The organism is Enterobacter cloacae complex sp. 302F9, assembly GCF_050030335.1.
Lineage (GTDB): Bacteria > Pseudomonadota > Gammaproteobacteria > Enterobacterales > Enterobacteriaceae > Enterobacter > Enterobacter hormaechei_C.
Genome location: NZ_JBLGUC010000002.1, coordinates 27,004 through 45,077, shown reverse-complemented (window position 1 = coordinate 45,077; position 18,074 = coordinate 27,004). Strand labels below are relative to the sequence as shown.

At 53.5% G+C, this 18,074-nt stretch carries 15 protein-coding genes and 6 pseudogenes; 13 read left to right on the top strand and 8 right to left on the bottom strand.

Features of this window, described 5'->3' with window-relative positions; genetic code table 11:
- Positions 1 to 5: 5 nt before the first annotated feature.
- Positions 6 to 1,565 (bottom strand): ABC transporter substrate-binding protein, encoded by a 1,560-nt coding sequence (locus tag ACQG0T_RS23550; protein ID WP_040118519.1) that lies wholly within the window; start codon positions 1,563 to 1,565, stop codon positions 6 to 8.
- 160 nt (positions 1,566 to 1,725) lie between these two features.
- On the opposite strand from ACQG0T_RS23550, the gene ACQG0T_RS23545 reads away from it, so the two are divergent.
- Entirely contained in the window at positions 1,726 to 2,277 is a 552-nt protein-coding gene (locus tag ACQG0T_RS23545) for a DUF1028 domain-containing protein (RefSeq protein ID WP_193136948.1), read from the top strand.
- Positions 2,278 to 2,310: 33 nt separating this feature from the next.
- Here the strand turns inward: ACQG0T_RS23545 and ACQG0T_RS23540 are convergent, their stop codons facing one another.
- Positions 2,311 to 3,015: an IS6-like element IS26 family transposase gene (locus ACQG0T_RS23540; protein WP_001067855.1), complete on the bottom strand. Its 705-nt coding sequence runs from the start codon at positions 3,013 to 3,015 to the stop codon at positions 2,311 to 2,313.
- Positions 3,016 to 3,079: 64 nt separating this feature from the next.
- A pseudogene (locus ACQG0T_RS23535) lies at positions 3,080 to 3,259 on the bottom strand (ArsR/SmtB family transcription factor); the annotation flags it as partial.
- 306 nt (positions 3,260 to 3,565) lie between these two features.
- Between ACQG0T_RS23535 and ACQG0T_RS23530 the strand changes: the two are divergent.
- Positions 3,566 to 4,270 carry an IS6-like element IS26 family transposase gene (locus tag ACQG0T_RS23530; protein ID WP_001067855.1) on the top strand — a complete coding sequence of 235 codons (705 nt, stop codon included), beginning with the start codon at positions 3,566 to 3,568 and terminating at the stop codon, positions 4,268 to 4,270.
- Between the two features lie 42 nt (positions 4,271 to 4,312).
- Positions 4,313 to 5,248: pseudogene (gene tnpC / locus ACQG0T_RS23525) on the top strand (IS66 family transposase); the annotation flags it as partial.
- A 250-nt stretch (positions 5,249 to 5,498) separates the two neighbouring features.
- Here the strand turns inward: tnpC and ACQG0T_RS23520 are convergent.
- The 3 genes and pseudogenes from ACQG0T_RS23520 to ACQG0T_RS23510 all read right to left on the bottom strand — a co-directional run.
- Positions 5,499 to 6,062, bottom strand: a complete 564-nt coding sequence (locus ACQG0T_RS23520; RefSeq protein ID WP_001097412.1) for a chlorite dismutase family protein — start codon at positions 6,060 to 6,062, stop codon at positions 5,499 to 5,501.
- Between the two features lie 23 nt (positions 6,063 to 6,085).
- Positions 6,086 to 6,460, bottom strand: coding sequence for a cupin domain-containing protein (locus ACQG0T_RS23515; RefSeq protein ID WP_001348195.1), 375 nt, complete (start codon positions 6,458 to 6,460; stop codon positions 6,086 to 6,088).
- A 189-nt stretch (positions 6,461 to 6,649) separates the two neighbouring features.
- Positions 6,650 to 7,086 (bottom strand): annotated as a pseudogene (locus tag ACQG0T_RS23510) (IS66 family transposase); the annotation flags it as partial.
- A gap of 292 nt (positions 7,087 to 7,378) precedes the next feature.
- On the opposite strand from ACQG0T_RS23510, the gene ACQG0T_RS23505 reads away from it, so the two are divergent.
- Positions 7,379 to 7,666, top strand: a complete 288-nt coding sequence (locus ACQG0T_RS23505; RefSeq protein WP_009486461.1) for a thermonuclease family protein — start codon at positions 7,379 to 7,381, stop codon at positions 7,664 to 7,666.
- 67 nt (positions 7,667 to 7,733) lie between these two features.
- Positions 7,734 to 8,438: an IS6-like element IS26 family transposase gene (locus tag ACQG0T_RS23500; protein ID WP_001067855.1), complete on the top strand. Its 705-nt coding sequence runs from the start codon at positions 7,734 to 7,736 to the stop codon at positions 8,436 to 8,438.
- Positions 8,439 to 8,477: 39 nt separating this feature from the next.
- On the opposite strand, the pseudogene intI1 reads toward ACQG0T_RS23500, so the two are convergent.
- Positions 8,478 to 8,933, bottom strand: a pseudogene (gene intI1 / locus ACQG0T_RS23495) (class 1 integron integrase IntI1); the annotation flags it as partial.
- A gap of 155 nt (positions 8,934 to 9,088) precedes the next feature.
- Here intI1 and dfrA5 point away from each other — a divergent pair.
- The 8 genes and pseudogenes from dfrA5 (at position 9,089) to ACQG0T_RS23455 (ending at position 16,570) form a co-directional block, all read left to right on the top strand.
- Complete coding sequence (gene dfrA5, locus ACQG0T_RS23490; RefSeq protein WP_001317507.1) at positions 9,089 to 9,562, top strand: trimethoprim-resistant dihydrofolate reductase DfrA5; 474 nt, start codon at positions 9,089 to 9,091, stop codon at positions 9,560 to 9,562.
- 183 nt (positions 9,563 to 9,745) lie between these two features.
- Positions 9,746 to 10,093, top strand: coding sequence for a quaternary ammonium compound efflux SMR transporter QacE delta 1 (locus ACQG0T_RS23485; RefSeq protein WP_000679427.1), 348 nt, complete (start codon positions 9,746 to 9,748; stop codon positions 10,091 to 10,093).
- Positions 10,087 to 10,926: a sulfonamide-resistant dihydropteroate synthase Sul1 gene (gene sul1, locus ACQG0T_RS23480; RefSeq protein ID WP_000259031.1), complete on the top strand. Its 840-nt coding sequence runs from the start codon at positions 10,087 to 10,089 to the stop codon at positions 10,924 to 10,926. The genes ACQG0T_RS23485 and sul1 overlap by 7 nt, the downstream gene beginning before the upstream one ends.
- Positions 10,927 to 11,053: 127 nt before the next feature.
- Positions 11,054 to 11,554: a GNAT family N-acetyltransferase gene (locus tag ACQG0T_RS23475; RefSeq protein ID WP_000376623.1), complete on the top strand. Its 501-nt coding sequence runs from the start codon at positions 11,054 to 11,056 to the stop codon at positions 11,552 to 11,554.
- 506 nt (positions 11,555 to 12,060) lie between these two features.
- Positions 12,061 to 12,300 (top strand): annotated as a pseudogene (locus ACQG0T_RS23470) (IS6 family transposase); the annotation flags it as partial.
- A 672-nt stretch (positions 12,301 to 12,972) separates the two neighbouring features.
- The gene (gene ltrA, locus ACQG0T_RS23465) at positions 12,973 to 14,481 is read left to right on the top strand and encodes a group II intron reverse transcriptase/maturase (RefSeq protein ID WP_001189111.1); all 1,509 of its coding nucleotides are present in this window, start codon (positions 12,973 to 12,975) and stop codon (positions 14,479 to 14,481) included.
- A gap of 83 nt (positions 14,482 to 14,564) precedes the next feature.
- Positions 14,565 to 15,095, top strand: a pseudogene (locus ACQG0T_RS23460) (IS6-like element IS6100 family transposase); the annotation flags it as partial.
- A 266-nt stretch (positions 15,096 to 15,361) separates the two neighbouring features.
- The gene (locus tag ACQG0T_RS23455; RefSeq protein WP_001749969.1) at positions 15,362 to 16,570 is read left to right on the top strand and encodes a type II site-specific deoxyribonuclease; all 1,209 of its coding nucleotides are present in this window, start codon (positions 15,362 to 15,364) and stop codon (positions 16,568 to 16,570) included.
- A 33-nt stretch (positions 16,571 to 16,603) separates the two neighbouring features.
- On the opposite strand, the gene ACQG0T_RS23450 is transcribed toward ACQG0T_RS23455, so the two are convergent.
- Positions 16,604 to 18,037: a DNA cytosine methyltransferase gene (locus ACQG0T_RS23450; RefSeq protein WP_001288432.1), complete on the bottom strand. Its 1,434-nt coding sequence runs from the start codon at positions 18,035 to 18,037 to the stop codon at positions 16,604 to 16,606.
- Positions 18,038 to 18,074: the final 37 nt, after the last annotated feature.

Here is an 18,074-nt window from a genome sequence, read left to right as displayed (position 1 = left end):
TTAAATTAATGCTTGCGAACGTCTTTCAGTAACAGATTAAAGTTCGGCTGTAATTTAAAGTTTTCGACATGTTCACTGGCGACGGCATTTTGCTTCCAATTGGCGACAAATAACCAAGGCGCATCTTGATGAACGATTCTTTGCACTTGTTGATACAGCGCGGCACGCTGCGCAAGATCATTGGTGATCCGCGCCTTATCGAGCAGGGCATCAAGTTGTTTATTACTGTAATAACCTGAATTAAACCCGCCTTTATCTGGCCAAGATGCTGAATGCAAGGTAAGAAATGGCAAGGTATCAGGATCGTTGGTCATCCATGCCATTTCCGCCATATGCGCTTGTTTTAGGCCCGCATTCACTTTAGATAAATAGGTATTCCATTCAAAAGTCTGAATATCGACTGACAGCCCCACCGCCTTTAAATCAGCTTGAATAGCGGTTGCCATCGGGATCGGGTCTAACATTCCCGACCCTCCTTCAGTGACATAAAAAATGATTTTTTTCCCTTCCGCTCCCGCCTGTTTAATCAACTCCCGCGCTTTTTTAGGATCATAAGGATAGGGGGTGGTTTGTTGATCATACGCCCAATCAAATGCCGAAGGGATCGGGCCTTCTGCAACATCGGCAGACCCCTGAAGAATATATTTAACGATATTTTGCTTATTAACCGCGTAGTTCACCGCTTGTCTCACCCGCAGATCATCGAAGGGGGGGAGGGAGGCATTCAACATGCCGTACCAGACATGTGGCCCGGTGGCTTCATAGAGCTTAAAGCGATTATCTTTGGCAAACAGCGGAACATTATCGGCAGGCACTTCCACAATGGCATCAATGCCCCCGGAGAGCATTTCTGCCACCCGGGTATTGGCATCGGTTATGGGGCGAAATACCACATGCTTTAAGCTCGGCTTGCCATTCCAATAATTGTCATTGGCCGAGACCACCACCCGCTGATTGGCGGTCCACTCATCAAACTTAAAGGGGCCGGTACCGTTCGGATGTCGACTAAAATCTTTGCCATATCGCTTCACCGCAGCAGGGGACACAATGAGCCCGGCGGGGGTAGCCAAATTAGATAAAAAGGGGGCAAAAGGTTTATTTAATTTAAACACCACGGTTAAATCGTCGGGTGTATCAATCGTATCGATAGCGGAGAAGAAAAAAGAGAGCGGAAAGGGGCCGGTGGAATAGTAGGGGTGATGCTTATCGAGCATTCTTTCAAAAGTGAATTTCACCGCTTGCGCATTAAACGATGTGCCATCGTGGAACTGAATATGGTCGCGCAATTGAAAGGTATAAGTCAGCCCATCGTCGCTGACCTGCCATGAGGTTGCCAGCCCCGGCTCAAGCGTCAAGGAGCCATCGGCATTACGCACGAGCCCCTCATAAATATTAACCAGAATCCGTGAATCGTTTGCTGCCGTAGCAACCTGTGGGTCAAGTGATTGCGGTTCGGCAACTTGGCCTAACAGCAGAACATCAGGGAACTTTGTGGCTAAGGTGGGCTGTGAAAACAGAGAGAGCAGTATCATGCCTGCAATCCACCGCCCTAAACGTATTTTCATAAAACCTCCCAGAGCTGAGCATATCGATGATTTTTGAAACTCTATTTGTGGCAATTTTGTTAATTAATGAGTCTTTTTTATTTATTTATGATGATAAATTAAAATCCATGCAATAATTTATAATGATAAATTTGAACGATGTCTATTTTTAGAGGTGTAAATGACATTTTCAATCGTAGCGCGCTGCACAACTACAGGAGCGATTGGCGCAGCAACGGCAACCGCAGGCCCTGCAGTCGGGGCATTGGTTCTTCACGGCGCGAGCTTAGCTGGGGCTATTGCGACACAAGCCATGACCAATCCGGTGGCTGGCTTGAAGGCGACGCAATGGCTGCAGCAGGGGATCAATGCGCGGGCCTGTTTGCAAATGATGCTCGATGAGGATGAGGGGCGAGATCTAAGGCAATGGATCGTTATCGATAGCCAAGGGCAGAGTGTTGATTGGACTGGCGGCTGCTGTTTGCCTTGGTGCGGCAGTTTATCGGAGGAAAACCTGGCTATCGCCGGTAATATGTTAGCCGGCGAACAGGTGATTCAAGCGATGCGCCACCGCTATCGGCAACATAGCGGGTGTGAACTGGCTGACAGACTGCTCTTGGCTATGCAAGCAGGCGCCGAAGCGGGAGGAGACTATCGCGGTATAGGATCAGCGGCATTAAAAGTGTGGAATAAGCGCCAATATGCCGATATTGAGGCACTGTTGCAAAGTTAGCGATGAGGCAGCCTTTTGTCTTATTCAAAGGCCTTACATTTCAAAAACTCTGCTTACCAGGCGCATTTCGCCCAGGGGATCACCATAATAAAATGCTGAGGCCTGGCCTTTGCGTAGTGCACGCATCACCTCAATACCTTTGATGGTGGCGTAAGCCGTCTTCATGGATTTAAATCCCAGCGTGGCGCCGATTATCCGTTTCAGTTTGCCATGATCGCATTCAATCACGTTGTTCCGGTACTTAATCTGTCGGTGTTCAACGTCAGACGGGCACCGGCCTTCGCGTTTGAGCAGAGCAAGCGCGCGACCATAGGCGGGCGCTTTATCCGTGTTGATGAATCGCGGGATCTGCCACTTCTTCACGTTGTTGAGGATTTTACCCAGAAACCGGTATGCAGCTTTGCTGTTACGACGGGAGGAGAGATAAAAATCGACAGTGCGGCCCCGGCTGTCGACGGCCCGGTACAGATACGCCCAGCGGCCATTGACCTTCACGTAGGTTTCATCCATGTGCCACGGGCAAAGATCGGAAGGGTTACGCCAGTACCAGCGCAGCCGTTTTTCCATTTCAGGCGCATAACGCTGAACCCAGCGGTAAATCGTGGAGTGATCGACATTCACTCCGCGTTCAGCCAGCATCTCCTGCAGCTCACGGTAACTGATGCCGTATTTGCAGTACCAGCGTACGGCCCACAGAATGATGTCACGCTGAAAATGCCGGCCTTTGAATGGGTTCATGTGCAGCTCCATCAGCAAAAGGGGATGATAAGTTTATCACCACCGACTATTTGCAACAGTGCCGTCCAGCGGATATCAGCGCTGAAAGATGATGGCTGAGCGTGGAGGCAGGAATCTCAAGGTGCTTCTGCAGTTCGCCAACCGGCAGGCCTTCATGACCCGCCCTGACCAGCTCCCGGTATATGCTGAGACGTGTCGGGTGGCCCAGTTCTCGAAGTGCGTTTGCAGCAGTGTTTAAATCCATAATACCTCCTTTATCTATATTTCCAGAATAATAGAAATATAGCCTGCGTCAATCGTTTCTGCCGTGAGGGTACCGCTTTCCCAATCATGCTCTGTCCGCCAGGTTATGGGGGGCAGAGCCAGAGCACTACCGAAATCCTTGCGAATACCCGTGCAGGGAATAATTTCCGCCCCCTTTATGGCCGGAAAAAAAACTGATAAACGTCGCCTTTTCAGAAGGTTGCTTTCTTAACGTGGTTTTTCGGGCACTGTTGCAAATAGTCGGTGGTGATAAACTTATCATCCCCTTTTGCTGATGGAGCTGCACATGAACCCATTCAAAGGCCGGCATTTTCAGCGTGACATCATTCTGTGGGCCGTACGCTGGTACTGCAAATACGGCATCAGTTACCGTGAGCTGCAGGAGATGCTGGCTGAACGCGGAGTGAATGTCGATCACTCCACGATTTACCGCTGGGTTCAGCGTTATGCGCCTGAAATGGAAAAACGGCTGCGCTGGTACTGGCGTAACCCTTCCGATCTTTGCCCGTGGCACATGGATGAAACCTACGTGAAGGTCAATGGCCGCTGGGCGTATCTGTACCGGGCCGTCGACAGCCGGGGCCGCACTGTCGATTTTTATCTCTCCTCCCGTCGTAACAGCAAAGCTGCATACCGGTTTCTGGGTAAAATCCTCAACAACGTGAAGAAGTGGCAGATCCCGCGATTCATCAACACGGATAAAGCGCCCGCCTATGGTCGCGCGCTTGCTCTGCTCAAACGCGAAGGCCGGTGCCCGTCTGACGTTGAACACCGACAGATTAAGTACCGGAACAACGTGATTGAATGCGATCATGGCAAACTGAAACGGATAATCGGCGCCACGCTGGGATTTAAATCCATGAAGACGGCTTACGCCACCATCAAAGGTATTGAGGTGATGCGTGCACTACGCAAAGGCCAGGCCTCAGCATTTTATTATGGTGATCCCCTGGGCGAAATGCGCCTGGTAAGCAGAGTTTTTGAAATGTAAGGCCTTTGAATAAGACAAAAGGCTGCCTCATCGCTAACTTTGCAACAGTGCCTGTTCGGCCGTGCCGGCCTGGAAATCCCGCGCTCCACCCTGGCCGAATGGGTGGGTGCCTGTGGTGTGCAGTTGCAGCCGCTGGTGGATGCGTTGAGAAATACTCTGCTGGAACACAGTGTTCTGCATGCCGATGAAACCCCGGTCAGCATGCTGGCCCCGGGCAAGAAGAAAACCCACAAGGCCTACGTCTGGGCCTACTGCACCACACCGTTTGCCGACCTGAAGGCAGCTATTTACGACTTCGCACCCAGCCGTGCAGGCGAACACGCCCGAACCTTCCTGGGTGACTGGCGGGGCAAGCTGGTCTGTGATGATTACGCTGGCTACAAGGCCGGGTTCGGCAACGGCATTACCGAAATCGGCTGTATAGCCCACGCCCGGCGCAAGTTCTATGACCTGCACGAGGCCAACAAGAGCGAATTGGCGGCCAAGGCCTTGGAATACATCGGTGGACTCTACGAGATCGAGCGGGAAACCAAAGATCTGCCACCGGATATGCGGCGGGAAATCCGGCAAACCAAAGCCAAACCCCTTGCCGATGCGCTGCATCAGTGGATGCTGGCCCATCGCCAGAAAGTGCCGGATGGCTCCGGCACGGCCAAAGCCCTGGATTACAGCCTCAAACGTTGGGAAGCGCTGACGCGCTACCTGGACGATGGCGCTGTGCCCATCGACAACAACTGGGTGGAAAACCAGATCCGACCCTGGGCGCTGGGGCGCAGCAATTGGCTGTTTGCGGGTTCACTGCGCAGTGGTCAACGTGCGGCTGCGGTCATGACCCTAATACAGTCAGCGAAGCTGAATCGGCATGATCCCTATGCCTACCTGAAGGATGTGCTGACTCGCCTGCCGACACAGAAGAACAACGCCATCGACGAGCTATTGCCTCACAACTGGAAACCGGCCATACCTAACAAGGTGTAGGCCGGACGTGTATGGAGAGCCTTCTTCGAAAGCTGGACAAGGTGCCAACTCTAGACGGCAGGATATGCCCTGGGAGATCGATGAGAGAAAGAGGAGGCCATAAGTAGAAAATTTCCCAAGCGACTGGTGGCTCGCTAGGCATACGTGTCGTGTTACTCCTAAGTTATTAGACACACTAGATTTTCCGGGCTTTGCTGGGCTGCGGGTGTCGCAGGTGTATGCCGCACGGAGATCGCAGTTAAACCTGATACTAGGCCGGCTCATGCACTAGCCGGATGTCGATTTCTCTGTCGACATACTTCCACTCCACCGAGGCCCGGAGTTCGGCCAAAAGCCTGTTAAAGCCCGGCTCATCAGACGGGGAATATTCGAACCACGTCAAGAAGTCGAAGGGTTCGCTCTCGCCCAGGTCCCGACAATGGTGGAGACGACGGGCCACAGCAGGGAGATATTGGAGCCCAATGTGAATGTGACGGGACTGCTCCTCAAAAATCTTCCGGCGTTCGTCTTGAGCCAGTCCCCACCATGAGGGGTTTTTCCGGATAGGGATCAGGGCGGCACAGGTGGCCTCTGCTCGACCCAAACTTGGCTGCTTCGCCACGAGACGATCCTTCTCTTCACGCACGACATAACGCTCGTTACTCGTTATCCCGCGAAGAAGCCATTTGGTGCCCAAAGGCTGCGGCGAAACAGAGCCAGCGGCTACGTCGAGCCGGGGGATTCCAGGGAGAGGGGCTCCCGCCACGGCATCCATCCGAACAACGCGCCAAACACCCGTTTCTCCACCAGCGAACGTAAATAATCGTGTATTCATCAGTTTCCTCTCAGGCCTTTCGCCTATTTCTCAGCCAACGCAAAACCGGCATTGCCCGGCGCAACCACTGAAACAAATATAAAAGGTTCGGGGCCAGAGTTCATTGCACCATGTACCTGCCCAGGTTTTGCGATCGCAATATCTCCAGCTTTAAGATGAGTGACTATGCCGTTACCTTGATGATATTCGGCTTCACCTGAGATAACCGTCCAAGTATCTTGGCCGTGAGGATGTACATGGGAAGCTATTTCCTGCCCAGGGTGGGCGTGCCAAACAACGACGACAGAGTCATTGGTTTCCAGAACAACCGAACGAATCGGTTCGCCGTTAGACGGACGAACATATTCATCCACCGAAAAAATCCGCGATTCAGTTTCTGCTCTCATGTTCACACCCATTTAAAACTGATTGGACACGTACTCTAAACGCAACTGCGCCTGGACAGCACATGAAGATATGTACCTAAGCGCCCTTCGGGAAAACTATGCTCTGGCGCACAGAGACCGTCAATACTCCGTCGTGGGTAGGCATGACATAACGGGAGGAGACGGGCGACGCTTTGGTCATATGTACATGAGAAGGTGGCTCGCCCGCTCGGCAGGGTTGTTGTCGATGGGCAGGTGTCCCCCTTTCGATGTAGCGGATCAGCTTTAACCAGTTGCTCGCAAGGCAATTGATTGCTTGCCCAAGGCACTTTGACGACGTGACCTGGGGAGGGGTTTTGTCCAGCCTAGCTTTCAGTTGCTCCAGGAAAGCCTGGCTTTGCGACTGGCGCGTCTGGTATCGCTGGGCATCGCCCGCCTCTTCCATGTCGCGCTCGATGCCGTAGAGCTTGTTGATAAGAGTCAGTGCCATCTCCGCTCGGCCGATCTTGCCCTTGGATTGAGTTTTCTGATGAACTTGCGCCGCGCATGCCCAGCAACCTATACGCTCGACGCCTTTCTGCCTCCAGGAGGCGCTGCGGCACCTCCTGGGTACGGCTAGCGGTGTAATTGAACAGGATGACCGGAAGATTTGGTGGGCCACCGCGATCTCCTCAGTAGCTATAGCCAAACAGGTTGGGTATGAGAAGTTCAAGGGGGGGCGAGCAAAGCCCCCGTTCCAATTGATTCTCTATTCCACACAAATGGCGATATAAGCCGGCGGGTGATGACGACCCTGGAAGCTCTGGCATCGAGAGTGGATGTCTACTCCATCGACGAGGCGTTTCTGGATCTGACCGGAATCGACCGGGTGGTAAGCTTCGAGCCTTTTGGTCGGCAGGCGATTTGGCTCAAGGTGGAATCACCGGACGGTTACGATACAACGGTCAACGCTTGCGCCTGCTGTCGATTGACACCCCGGAAACCTACAAGCCCAGGTGCGACGCCGAGCTGACGAAGGGCCGCGAGGCAACCGCACGCCTCCGCGAACTGGTTGCCAACGCTCAGCGCATCGAGGTTGTCGATTCCGGCCAAGCCGACAAGTACGACCGCCGCCTTGTTCACCTGCTGATCGACGGGCGGGACGTGGGGCAAACCCTCATGGCCGAGGGGTTAGCCGTTGAGTGGAGGCCCGGCCCGAATGCGTGGAGGGAACGCCGTCGCCACTGGTGCGGATACTGATCGCGGCACTGTTGCAAATAGTCGGTGGTGATAAACTTATCATCCCCTTTTGCTGATGGAGCTGCACATGAACCCATTCAAAGGCCGGCATTTTCAGCGTGACATCATTCTGTGGGCCGTACGCTGGTACTGCAAATACGGCATCAGTTACCGTGAGCTGCAGGAGATGCTGGCTGAACGCGGAGTGAATGTCGATCACTCCACGATTTACCGCTGGGTTCAGCGTTATGCGCCTGAAATGGAAAAACGGCTGCGCTGGTACTGGCGTAACCCTTCCGATCTTTGCCCGTGGCACATGGATGAAACCTACGTGAAGGTCAATGGCCGCTGGGCGTATCTGTACCGGGCCGTCGACAGCCGGGGCCGCACTGTCGATTTTTATCTCTCCTCCCGTCGTAACAGCAAAGCTGCATACCGGTTTCTGGGTAAAATCCTCAACAACGTGAAGAAGTGGCAGATCCCGCGATTCATCAACACGGATAAAGCGCCCGCCTATGGTCGCGCGCTTGCTCTGCTCAAACGCGAAGGCCGGTGCCCGTCTGACGTTGAACACCGACAGATTAAGTACCGGAACAACGTGATTGAATGCGATCATGGCAAACTGAAACGGATAATCGGCGCCACGCTGGGATTTAAATCCATGAAGACGGCTTACGCCACCATCAAAGGTATTGAGGTGATGCGTGCACTACGCAAAGGCCAGGCCTCAGCATTTTATTATGGTGATCCCCTGGGCGAAATGCGCCTGGTAAGCAGAGTTTTTGAAATGTAAGGCCTTTGAATAAGACAAAAGGCTGCCTCATCGCTAACTTTGCAACAGTGCCCTGATCCGCATGCCCGTTCCATACAGAAGCTGGGCGAACAAACGATGCTCGCCTTCCAGAAAACCGAGGATGCGAACCACTTCATCCGGGGTCAGCACCACCGGCAAGCGCCGCGACGGCCGAGGTCTTCCGATCTCCTGAAGCCAGGGCAGATCCGTGCACAGCACCTTGCCGTAGAAGAACAGCAAGGCCGCCAATGCCTGACGATGCGTGGAGACCGAAACCTTGCGCTCGTTCGCCAGCCAGGACAGAAATGCCTCGACTTCGCTGCTGCCCAAGGTTGCCGGGTGACGCACACCGTGGAAACGGATGAAGGCACGAACCCAGTGGACATAAGCCTGTTCGGTTCGTAAGCTGTAATGCAAGTAGCGTATGCGCTCACGCAACTGGTCCAGAACCTTGACCGAACGCAGCGGTGGTAACGGCGCAGTGGCGGTTTTCATGGCTTGTTATGACTGTTTTTTTGTACAGTCTATGCCTCGGGCATCCAAGCAGCAAGCGCGTTACGCCGTGGGTCGATGTTTGATGTTATGGAGCAGCAACGATGTTACGCAGCAGGGCAGTCGCCCTAAAACAAAGTTAACCCGGAACCAAAATTGTGAAAGTATCATTAATGGCTGCAAAAGCGAAAAACGGAGTGATTGGTTGCGGTCCACACATACCCTGGTCCGCGAAAGGAGAGCAGCTACTCTTTAAAGCCTTGACGTACAACCAGTGGCTTTTGGTGGGCCGCAAGACGTTCGAATCTATGGGAGCACTCCCTAATAGGAAATACGCGGTCGTTACTCGCTCAGCCTGGACGGCCGATAATGACAACGTAATAGTATTCCCGTCGATCGAAGAGGCCATGTACGGGCTGGCTGAACTCACCGATCACGTTATAGTGTCTGGTGGCGGGGAGATTTACAGAGAAACATTGCCCATGGCCTCTACGCTCCATATATCGACGATTGATATTGAGCCGGAAGGAGATGTTTTCTTTCCGAATATTCCCAATACCTTCGAAGTTGTTTTTGAGCAACACTTTAGCTCAAACATTAACTATTGCTATCAAATTTGGCAAAAGGGTTAACAAAGCTATGCAATTGACGGTAAAAAGCTTCGTTCGCTTCGCTTGCTACGCTTCTTACCGCAATTGATAACGGCGTTAGATGCACTAAGCACATAATTGCTCACAGCCAAACTATCAGGTCAAGTCTGCTTTTATTATTTTTAAGCGTGCATAATAAGCCCTACACAAATTGGGAGATATATCATGAAAGGCTGGCTTTTTCTTGTTATCGCAATAGTTGGCGAAGTAATCGCAACATCCGCATTAAAATCTAGCGAGGGCTTTACTAAGCTTGCCCCTTCCGCCGTTGTCATAATCGGTTATGGCATCGCATTTTATTTTCTTTCTCTGGTTCTGAAATCCATCCCTGTCGGTGTTGCTTATGCAGTCTGGTCGGGACTCGGCGTCGTCATAATTACAGCCATTGCCTGGTTGCTTCATGGGCAAAAGCTTGATGCGTGGGGCTTTGTAGGTATGGGGCTCATAATTGCTGCCTTTTTGCTCGCCCGATCCCCATCGTGGAAGTCGCTGCGGAGGCCGACGCCATGGTGACGGTGTTCGGCATTCTGAATCTCACCGAGGACTCCTTCTTCGATGAGAGCCGGCGGCTAGACCCCGCCGGCGCTGTCACCGCGGCGATCGAAATGCTGCGAGTCGGATCAGACGTCGTGGATGTCGGACCGGCCGCCAGCCATCCGGACGCGAGGCCTGTATCGCCGGCCGATGAGATCAGACGTATTGCGCCGCTCTTAGACGCCCTGTCCGATCAGATGCACCGTGTTTCAATCGACAGCTTCCAACCGGAAACCCAGCGCTATGCGCTCAAGCGCGGCGTGGGCTACCTGAACGATATCCAAGGATTTCCTGACCCTGCGCTCTATCCCGATATTGCTGAGGCGGACTGCAGGCTGGTGGTTATGCACTCAGCGCAGCGGGATGGCATCGCCACCCGCACCGGTCACCTTCGACCCGAAGACGCGCTCGACGAGATTGTGCGGTTCTTCGAGGCGCGGGTTTCCGCCTTGCGACGGAGCGGGGTCGCTGCCGACCGGCTCATCCTCGATCCGGGGATGGGATTTTTCTTGAGCCCCGCACCGGAAACATCGCTGCACGTGCTGTCGAACCTTCAAAAGCTGAAGTCGGCGTTGGGGCTTCCGCTATTGGTCTCGGTGTCGCGGAAATCCTTCTTGGGCGCCACCGTTGGCCTTCCTGTAAAGGATCTGGGTCCAGCGAGCCTTGCGGCGGAACTTCACGCGATCGGCAATGGCGCTGACTACGTCCGCACCCACGCGCCTGGAGATCTGCGAAGCGCAATCACCTTCTCGGAAACCCTCGCGAAATTTCGCAGTCGCGACGCCAGAGACCGAGGGTTAGATCATGCCTAGCATTCACCTTCCGGCCGCCCGCTAGCGGACCCTGGTCAGGTTCCGCGAAGGTGGGCGCAGACATGCTGGGCTCGTCAGGATCAAACTGCACTATGAGGCGGCGGTTCATACCGCGCCAGGGGAGCGAATGGACAGCGAGGAGCCTCCGAACGTTCGGGTCGCCTGCTCGGGTGATATCGACGAGGTTGTGCGGCTGATGCACGACGCTGCGGCGTGGATGTCCGCCAAGGGAACGCCCGCCTGGGACGTCGCGCGGATCGACCGGACATTCGCGGAGACCTTCGTCCTGAGATCCGAGCTCCTAGTCGCGAGTTGCAGCGACGGCATCGTCGGCTGTTGCACCTTGTCGGCCGAGGATCCCGAGTTCTGGCCCGACGCCCTCAAGGGGGAGGCCGCATATCTGCACAAGCTCGCGGTGCGACGGACACATGCGGGCCGGGGTGTCAGCTCCGCGCTGATCGAGGCTTGCCGCCATGCCGCGCGAACGCAGGGGTGCGCCAAGCTGCGGCTCGACTGCCACCCGAACCTGCGTGGCCTATACGAGCGGCTCGGATTCACCCACGTCGACACTTTCAATCCCGGCTGGGATCCAACCTTCATCGCAGAACGCCTAGAACTCGAAATCTAACGTCCGTTCGGGCATCGAGGTCCATGTCGGGGTGGGACGGGCCCGTGGCTTCAAGATCACTTGCAGTCCGACCGCGATGTCTTGGTTGCGCGAGAGGTTGTCGATATCCTCCACTTCCATCATCAACCCTGGATAATGCCGCCGCCGTCATCGCCGCCGACGCCCGTGCCGGGCTTTTCGGGCCTGTCAGGCTTGCTCGGCCTTCAGCCTGCCTGGGCGAGATCTCCGGCGGACGGATTAACGGCGGAGCTTCGCCGCCTTTCGTGCGTGTGAAGGCCGAAGATAGTTCTCTCAAAAACATCCGTTTATGAGAGATACCAAATGTCATTTTCAGAAGACGACTGCACCAGTTGATTGGGCGTAATGGCTGTTGTGCAGCCAGCTCCTGACAGTTCAATATCAGAAGTGATCTGCACCAATCTCGACTATGCTCAATACTCGTGTGGGCTCTGTTGCAAAAATCGTGAAGCTTGAGCATGCTTGGCGGAGATTGGACGGACGGAACGATGACGGATTTCAAGTGGCGCCATTTCCAGGGTGATGTGATCCTGTGGGCGGTGCGCTGGTATTGTCGCTATCCGATCAGCTATCGCGACCTTGAGGAAATGCTGGCGGAACGCGGCATTTCGGTCGACCATACGACGATCTATCGCTGGGTCCAGTGCTACGCCCCGGAGATGGAGAAGCGGCTGCGCTGGTTCTGGCGGCGTGGCTTTGATCCGAGCTGGCGCCTGGATGAAACCTACGGTGTGCCCGGAGTTCAGGGCGGGCATGGATGCTTAAATGAACCGCGAGTCTGTCTGGAATATTGAACCGGTAACTCACGATGAGAAACCCAACAATCCCACCGGGTGTGACGGTGGAGAACCTGAGCGGCAGTGACCTGCGGCATGCCCGCAGGGTGATGTAACCCGCTGACAACGGGGATTGAGGCGAGATCACTAAGCCGAGATGATCCTCAAGGTTAAGTACTGAAAGGCTGAAGAACATGAACCCGTTAATCCGCCTCTGTGGGTTGAAAACGTCACCACGGCCTACGTGATCTGACAGGCCGTGCAGGAGGAACTGGCAGTGATACGTAAGCACTGCCGGTCGAAGGTGTTTTGACATGTATGCGAAACACCGGGGCAGCAGCGTCTATCACGCTTGCGATGCTGACTTCTGCCAACTTGCGGCAAGCAAGGATAAAGAGTGCGACGGGCAGCCTCCTCAGTATGCCTGAGTCCAGGCAGGTAAACCGGGGAAGGTCAGCGACGGATGTTAAGGGGGCATGGCTCCGATGACGCGCTGGCTGGCGGAGCTTCCGTAGTAGTCCGCGATGGGGAAAGCCCATTACATGGCGAAGGGAAGCAGTTTGAATGTGTTTGCGACGTGAATTAACTGACCTAACGAGGTGAAGACCTTTGATAATCAGCGAAATGCAACGCAAGCTTGCCACATGGGCAGCCACCGATCCGTCCCTACGGATTCAACGGCTGCTGCGTCTGATAACACAACCAGAATGGCTGGCTGAAGCGGCGCGGATCACGCTTTCATCAAAGGGGGCCCATACCCCCGGCGTTGATGGCGTGAACAAAACAATGCTACAGGCCAGACTGGCTGTTGAGCTGCAAATCCTCAGGGATGAATTACTCTCAGGCCACTACCAGCCCTTGCCCGCCAGACGGGTTTACATCCCTAAAAGCAACGGCAAACTGCGACCACTGGGTATCCCCGCGTTGCGGGATCGTATTGTTCAGCGGGCCATGCTGATGGCGATGGAGCCGATATGGGAGAGTGATTTTCATACGCTCTCATATGGCTTCCGGCCTGAGCGCAGTGTCCACCACGCGATCCGCACGGTGAAATTACAGCTCACAGACTGTGGTGAAACCCGGGGACGCTGGGTGATTGAAGGCGACCTGTCCAGTTACTTCGACACCGTACATCATCGACTGCTGATGAAGGCTGTACGCCGCAGGATCAGTGACGCACGTTTCATGACTCTGCTGTGGAAAACCATCAAGGCGGGACATATCGATGTCGGTCTCTTTCGGGCGGCCAGTGAAGGTGTACCACAGGGCGGTGTTATATCGCCGCTATTATCGAACATCATGCTGAATGAGTTCGATCAATACCTGCATGAGCGCTACCTGAGCGGGAAAGCCAGAAAAGATCGGTGGTACTGGAATAACAGTATCCAACGGGGCCGAAGTACGGCGGTCAGAGAAAACTGGCAGTGGAAACCCGCGGTGGCGTACTGCCGCTATGCCGATGATTTTGTCCTCATCGTCAAAGGCACCAAAGCACAGGCGGAAGCCATCAGGGAGGAGTGTCGGGGTGTGCTCGAAGGCAGTCTGAAACTCAGGCTGAACATGGATAAGACTAAAATCACCCATGTTAATGACGGCTTTATCTTTCTGGGGCACAGGATCATTCGCAAACGCAGTCGTTATGGCGAGATGCGAGTGGTCTCAACGATCCCGCAGGAGAAAGCCAGAAACTTCGCCGCATCGCTGACAGCACTGTTATCAGGCAACTACAGTGAAAGCAAAGTCGATATGGCTGAACAACTCAACCGAAAACTGAAAGGCTGGGCCATGTTCTATCAGTTCGTTGATTTTAAGGCCAAAGTCTTCAGTTATATCGACCGTGTCGTGTTCTGGAAGCTGGCTCACTGGCTGGCCCGCAAATACCGTACAGGTATCGCTTCCCTGATGAGGTGGTGGTGTAAATCACCGAAACCGGGTCAGAGCAAAACGTGGGTTTTATTTGGTAAAACCAATCACGGCAAGCTCAGCGGCGAAATACTGTACCGGTTGGTGGGGCAAGGCAAGAAGCTGTTCCGCTGGCGGCTACCCGAAGGTAATCCCTATCTGAGGACGGAGACCAGAAACACGTATACATCGCGCTTTACAGAAGTGGCAATGGCGTTCGCCAGCATTTAAATGGAGAGCCGGATGCGCTGAAAGGTGCACGTCCGGTTCGGGGAGGAGAGGCAGGGAAATAGTCCGACTACGCCCTGCCTCTTACTCTACTCAAGGTGCGGGGCAAGTGGACCTACCTGTACCGGGCAGTCGACAAGCGGGGCGACACGATCGATTTCTACCTGTCGCCGACCCGCAGCGCCAAGGCAGCGAAGCGGTTCCTGGGCAAGGCCCTGCGAGGCCTGAAGCACTGGGAAAAGCCTGCCACGCTCAATACCGACAAAGCGCCGAGCTATGGTGCAGCGATCACCGAATTGAAGCGCGAAGGAAAGCTGGACCGGGAGACGGCCCACCGGCAGGTGAAGTATCTCAATAACGTGATCGAGGCCGATCACGGAAAGCTCAAGATACTGATCAAGCCGGTGCGCGGTTTCAAATCGATCCCCACGGCCTATGCCACGATCAAGGGATTCGAAGTCATGCGAGCCCTGCGCAAAGGACAGGCTCGCCCCTGGTGCCTGCAGCCCGGCATCAGGGGCGAGGTGCGCCTTGTGGAGAGAGCTTTTGGCATTGGGCCCTCGGCGCTGACGGAGGCCATGGGCATGCTCAACCACCATTTCGCAGCAGCCGCCTGATCGGCGCAGAGCGACAGCCTACCTCTGACTGCCGCCAATCTTTGCAACAGAGCCTCCGTCGCCATGCTCACCTCGCTTTGGTGCACACGAGTATTGAGCATAGTCGAGATTGGTGCAGATCACTTCTGATATTGAACTGTCAGGAGCTGGCTGCACAACAGCCATTACGCCCAATCAACTGGTGCAGTCGTCTTCTGAAAATGACACTGTTTGTATATAATCATGAAAAAATGGTGAGTAGAGTTTCAGGGTAACAGGGGATGCTTATGTCGGTTTTCCACAACTGGCTACTTGAGATCGCATGTGAGAATTACTTCGTCTACATCAAACGCCTTTCCGCCAACGATACCGGCGCAACAGGTGGTCACCAGGTAGGGCTTTATATCCCTTCAGGTATCGTTGAAAAACTCTTTCCGTCTATCAACCATACCCGTGAACTGAACCCTTCGGTTTTTCTCACCGCACATGTGTCATCGCATGATTGCCCTGACAGCGAAGCCAGGGCAATTTATTATAACAGCCGTCATTTTGGTAAAACCCGGAATGAAAAAAGGATTACCCGCTGGGGTAGAGGCAGCCCACTTCAGGATCCTGAAAATACAGGGGCTCTGACGCTCCTGGCTTTCAAGCTTGATGAGCAAGGGGGGGACTGTAAGGAAGTAAATATTTGGGTATGCGCCAGCACTGATGAAGAGGACGTCATTGAGACCGCTATTGGTGAAGTTATACCCGGAGCGCTTATATCCGGCCCCGCAGGACAGATTCTAGGCGGACTATCTCTACAGCAAGCGCCAGTAAATCATAAATATATTCTACCTGAAGACTGGCACCTGCGCTTTCCGTCGGGAAGTGAAATTATTCAGTATGCAGCCAGCCATTATGTGAAAAATTCCCTTGATCCGGATGAGCAACTTCTTGACCGCCGGCGCGTGGAGTACGACATATTTCTATTGGTTGAGGAACTGCATGTTCTGGATATCATCCGGAAAGGATTTGGCTCTGTGGATGAATTTATTGCGCTGGCCAATTCTGTCAGCAATCGCCGTAAATCCAGAGCCGGGAAGTCGCTGGAACTGCACCTGGAGCATCTATTCATTGAGCACGGCCTGCGACACTTTGCGACGCAGGCCATCACAGAAGGTAATAAAAAACCCGATTTCCTTTTCCCTTCCGCAGGGGCTTACCACGATACTGAGTTTCCCGTAGAAAATCTGCGCATGCTGGCAGTCAAGACTACCTGTAAGGATCGCTGGCGTCAGATACTGAATGAGGCCGATAAAATTCATCAGGTGCATCTGTTTACACTCCAGGAGGGAGTTTCTCTGGCTCAATATCGGGAGATGCGGGAGTCGGGTGTCAGATTGGTCGTGCCATCATCTCTGCACAAAAAATACCCGGAGGCGGTGAGAGCTGAGCTAATGACGCTAGGTGCGTTTATTGCTGAGCTGACAGGGCTTTACGCAGATATTCCATAGATTATCTCCCGGCATAAATACCGGGAGGAGCGATCAGATTCGTTCAACCTTGCACGAATCGGCATTAACCGCTTTCAGGATATAAGGTTCAAGCAGTTTGGCTACGGCTTCAAACACGGGCACCACTACGGAGTTACCGAACTGCCTGTACGACTGAGTGTCTGACACAGGAATGCGAAAAGGCCTGCCATCTACTTTTTCAAAACCCATAAGGCGCGCGCACTCTCGCGGAGTCAGCCTGCGGGGCCGATGCGCCTGATTTTCTTCGTTCGCGAAGTCTGTTTCACCTGTGGCCATATCCCAGCCACGGTCTATCAGAATTTCAGACCCGTCTTTGTGATAGCGAGCAGAAAGCGTACGGGCAATGCTTTCTTTATTTTCAGGATTAACGAGGCCAAAACCGAATCCGTTACCCTTAGCTGCGTGCTTTTTGGCGTAGTTATAGAGATACTCCCAGAGTTTCGGCGTCAGTATATATTTGCTGTCAACCACGGGTTCCAGCAGTTCGCCAAATGACGGACGCTGTTCCGGATAAAAACGACTAATATCGCGCAGGGTAAAGCCCTGGTGAATGTTCAGATCACGGCGGAAACCGACCAAAACGATACGTTCTCGGTGCTGAGGTAAAAAGTGCTTTCCGTCGATAACTTTAGGATCGTTTTTGCCCATCTCAGCTGCATCCGCAACTTCATAGCCCAGTTCGTCGAGGGTATCCATGATGACTTTAAAGGTTTTACCCTTGTCATGGCTCTTCAGGTTTTTAACGTTTTCAAGAACAAAGATGGCAGGTTTTTTTGCGCGGATAATACGCGCCACATCGAAGAAAAGCGTTCCCTGAGCCTCACATTCGAAACCATGCGCGCGCCCGAGCGAGTTTTTCTTGCTTACGCCCGCAAGGCTAAACGGTTGACAGGGGAAACCTGCTAGAAGTACATCATGATCCGGCACATGCTCATTAATGTAAGCATAGGCATCGTTTTCAGGTACTTCAGGTTTATCACTGAGCGTGACTTCCCGAATATCGAGATTGAAAGTGTGTTCCTGAGCATCGTTAAACCAGTTAGCTTTATATGTGCGCACAGCCTCTTTATTCCATTCACTGGTAAAAACGCACTGGCCACCGATGGTTTCGAAGCCCTTCCGTATACCTCCAATCCCAGCAAACAGGTCAATAAACCGGAAGGCATAGTCAGGGTGATGTGCAGGCGCTTCCGGAAGCATTTTTCGTAGAAGTTCCTCTTCGGCTAACGTCAGCGTCTTAGGTGAGCACTTACCATTAATCCAGCGATTAAGAGTCTCGCGACTCCACTCATTTTTACCAACTTTTCTAAGCAGTTCAGCCACGTACTTCTGGTCATAGATTTCCAGCACCTGCCCGAGCAGCTTTTTATCATTTTCCTGTCGCAGTTGTTCTTCCGCTTCTGCTTTCTCAAGCAGATCCTGCGCCAGTAATTCAAATTCAGACATATTGCCTCCATTGGGTCTTATGGGTGAAACTGTATCA

Excerpts from the sequence above, each read along its gene's own strand:
- ACQG0T_RS23475 (WP_000376623.1), top strand. The coding sequence starts at position 11,054 with ATGGACAGCGAGGAGCCTCCGAACGTTCGGGTCGCCTGCTCGGGTGAT.
- ACQG0T_RS23530 (WP_001067855.1), top strand. The coding sequence starts at position 3,566 with ATGAACCCATTCAAAGGCCGGCATTTTCAGCGTGACATCATTCTGTGG.
- ACQG0T_RS23455 (WP_001749969.1), top strand. The coding sequence starts at position 15,362 with ATGTCGGTTTTCCACAACTGGCTACTTGAGATCGCATGTGAGAATTAC.
- ltrA (WP_001189111.1), top strand. The coding sequence starts at position 12,973 with ATGCAACGCAAGCTTGCCACATGGGCAGCCACCGATCCGTCCCTACGG.
- ACQG0T_RS23515 (WP_001348195.1), bottom strand. The coding sequence starts at position 6,460 with ATGGGTGTGAACATGAGAGCAGAAACTGAATCGCGGATTTTTTCGGTG.
- ACQG0T_RS23520 (WP_001097412.1), bottom strand. The coding sequence starts at position 6,062 with ATGAATACACGATTATTTACGTTCGCTGGTGGAGAAACGGGTGTTTGG.
- ACQG0T_RS23550 (WP_040118519.1), bottom strand. The coding sequence starts at position 1,565 with ATGAAAATACGTTTAGGGCGGTGGATTGCAGGCATGATACTGCTCTCT.
- sul1 (WP_000259031.1), top strand. The coding sequence starts at position 10,087 with ATGGTGACGGTGTTCGGCATTCTGAATCTCACCGAGGACTCCTTCTTC.
- ACQG0T_RS23545 (WP_193136948.1), top strand. The coding sequence starts at position 1,726 with ATGACATTTTCAATCGTAGCGCGCTGCACAACTACAGGAGCGATTGGC.
- ACQG0T_RS23500 (WP_001067855.1), top strand. The coding sequence starts at position 7,734 with ATGAACCCATTCAAAGGCCGGCATTTTCAGCGTGACATCATTCTGTGG.
- ACQG0T_RS23485 (WP_000679427.1), top strand. The coding sequence starts at position 9,746 with ATGAAAGGCTGGCTTTTTCTTGTTATCGCAATAGTTGGCGAAGTAATC.
- ACQG0T_RS23540 (WP_001067855.1), bottom strand. The coding sequence starts at position 3,015 with ATGAACCCATTCAAAGGCCGGCATTTTCAGCGTGACATCATTCTGTGG.
- ACQG0T_RS23450 (WP_001288432.1), bottom strand. The coding sequence starts at position 18,037 with ATGTCTGAATTTGAATTACTGGCGCAGGATCTGCTTGAGAAAGCAGAA.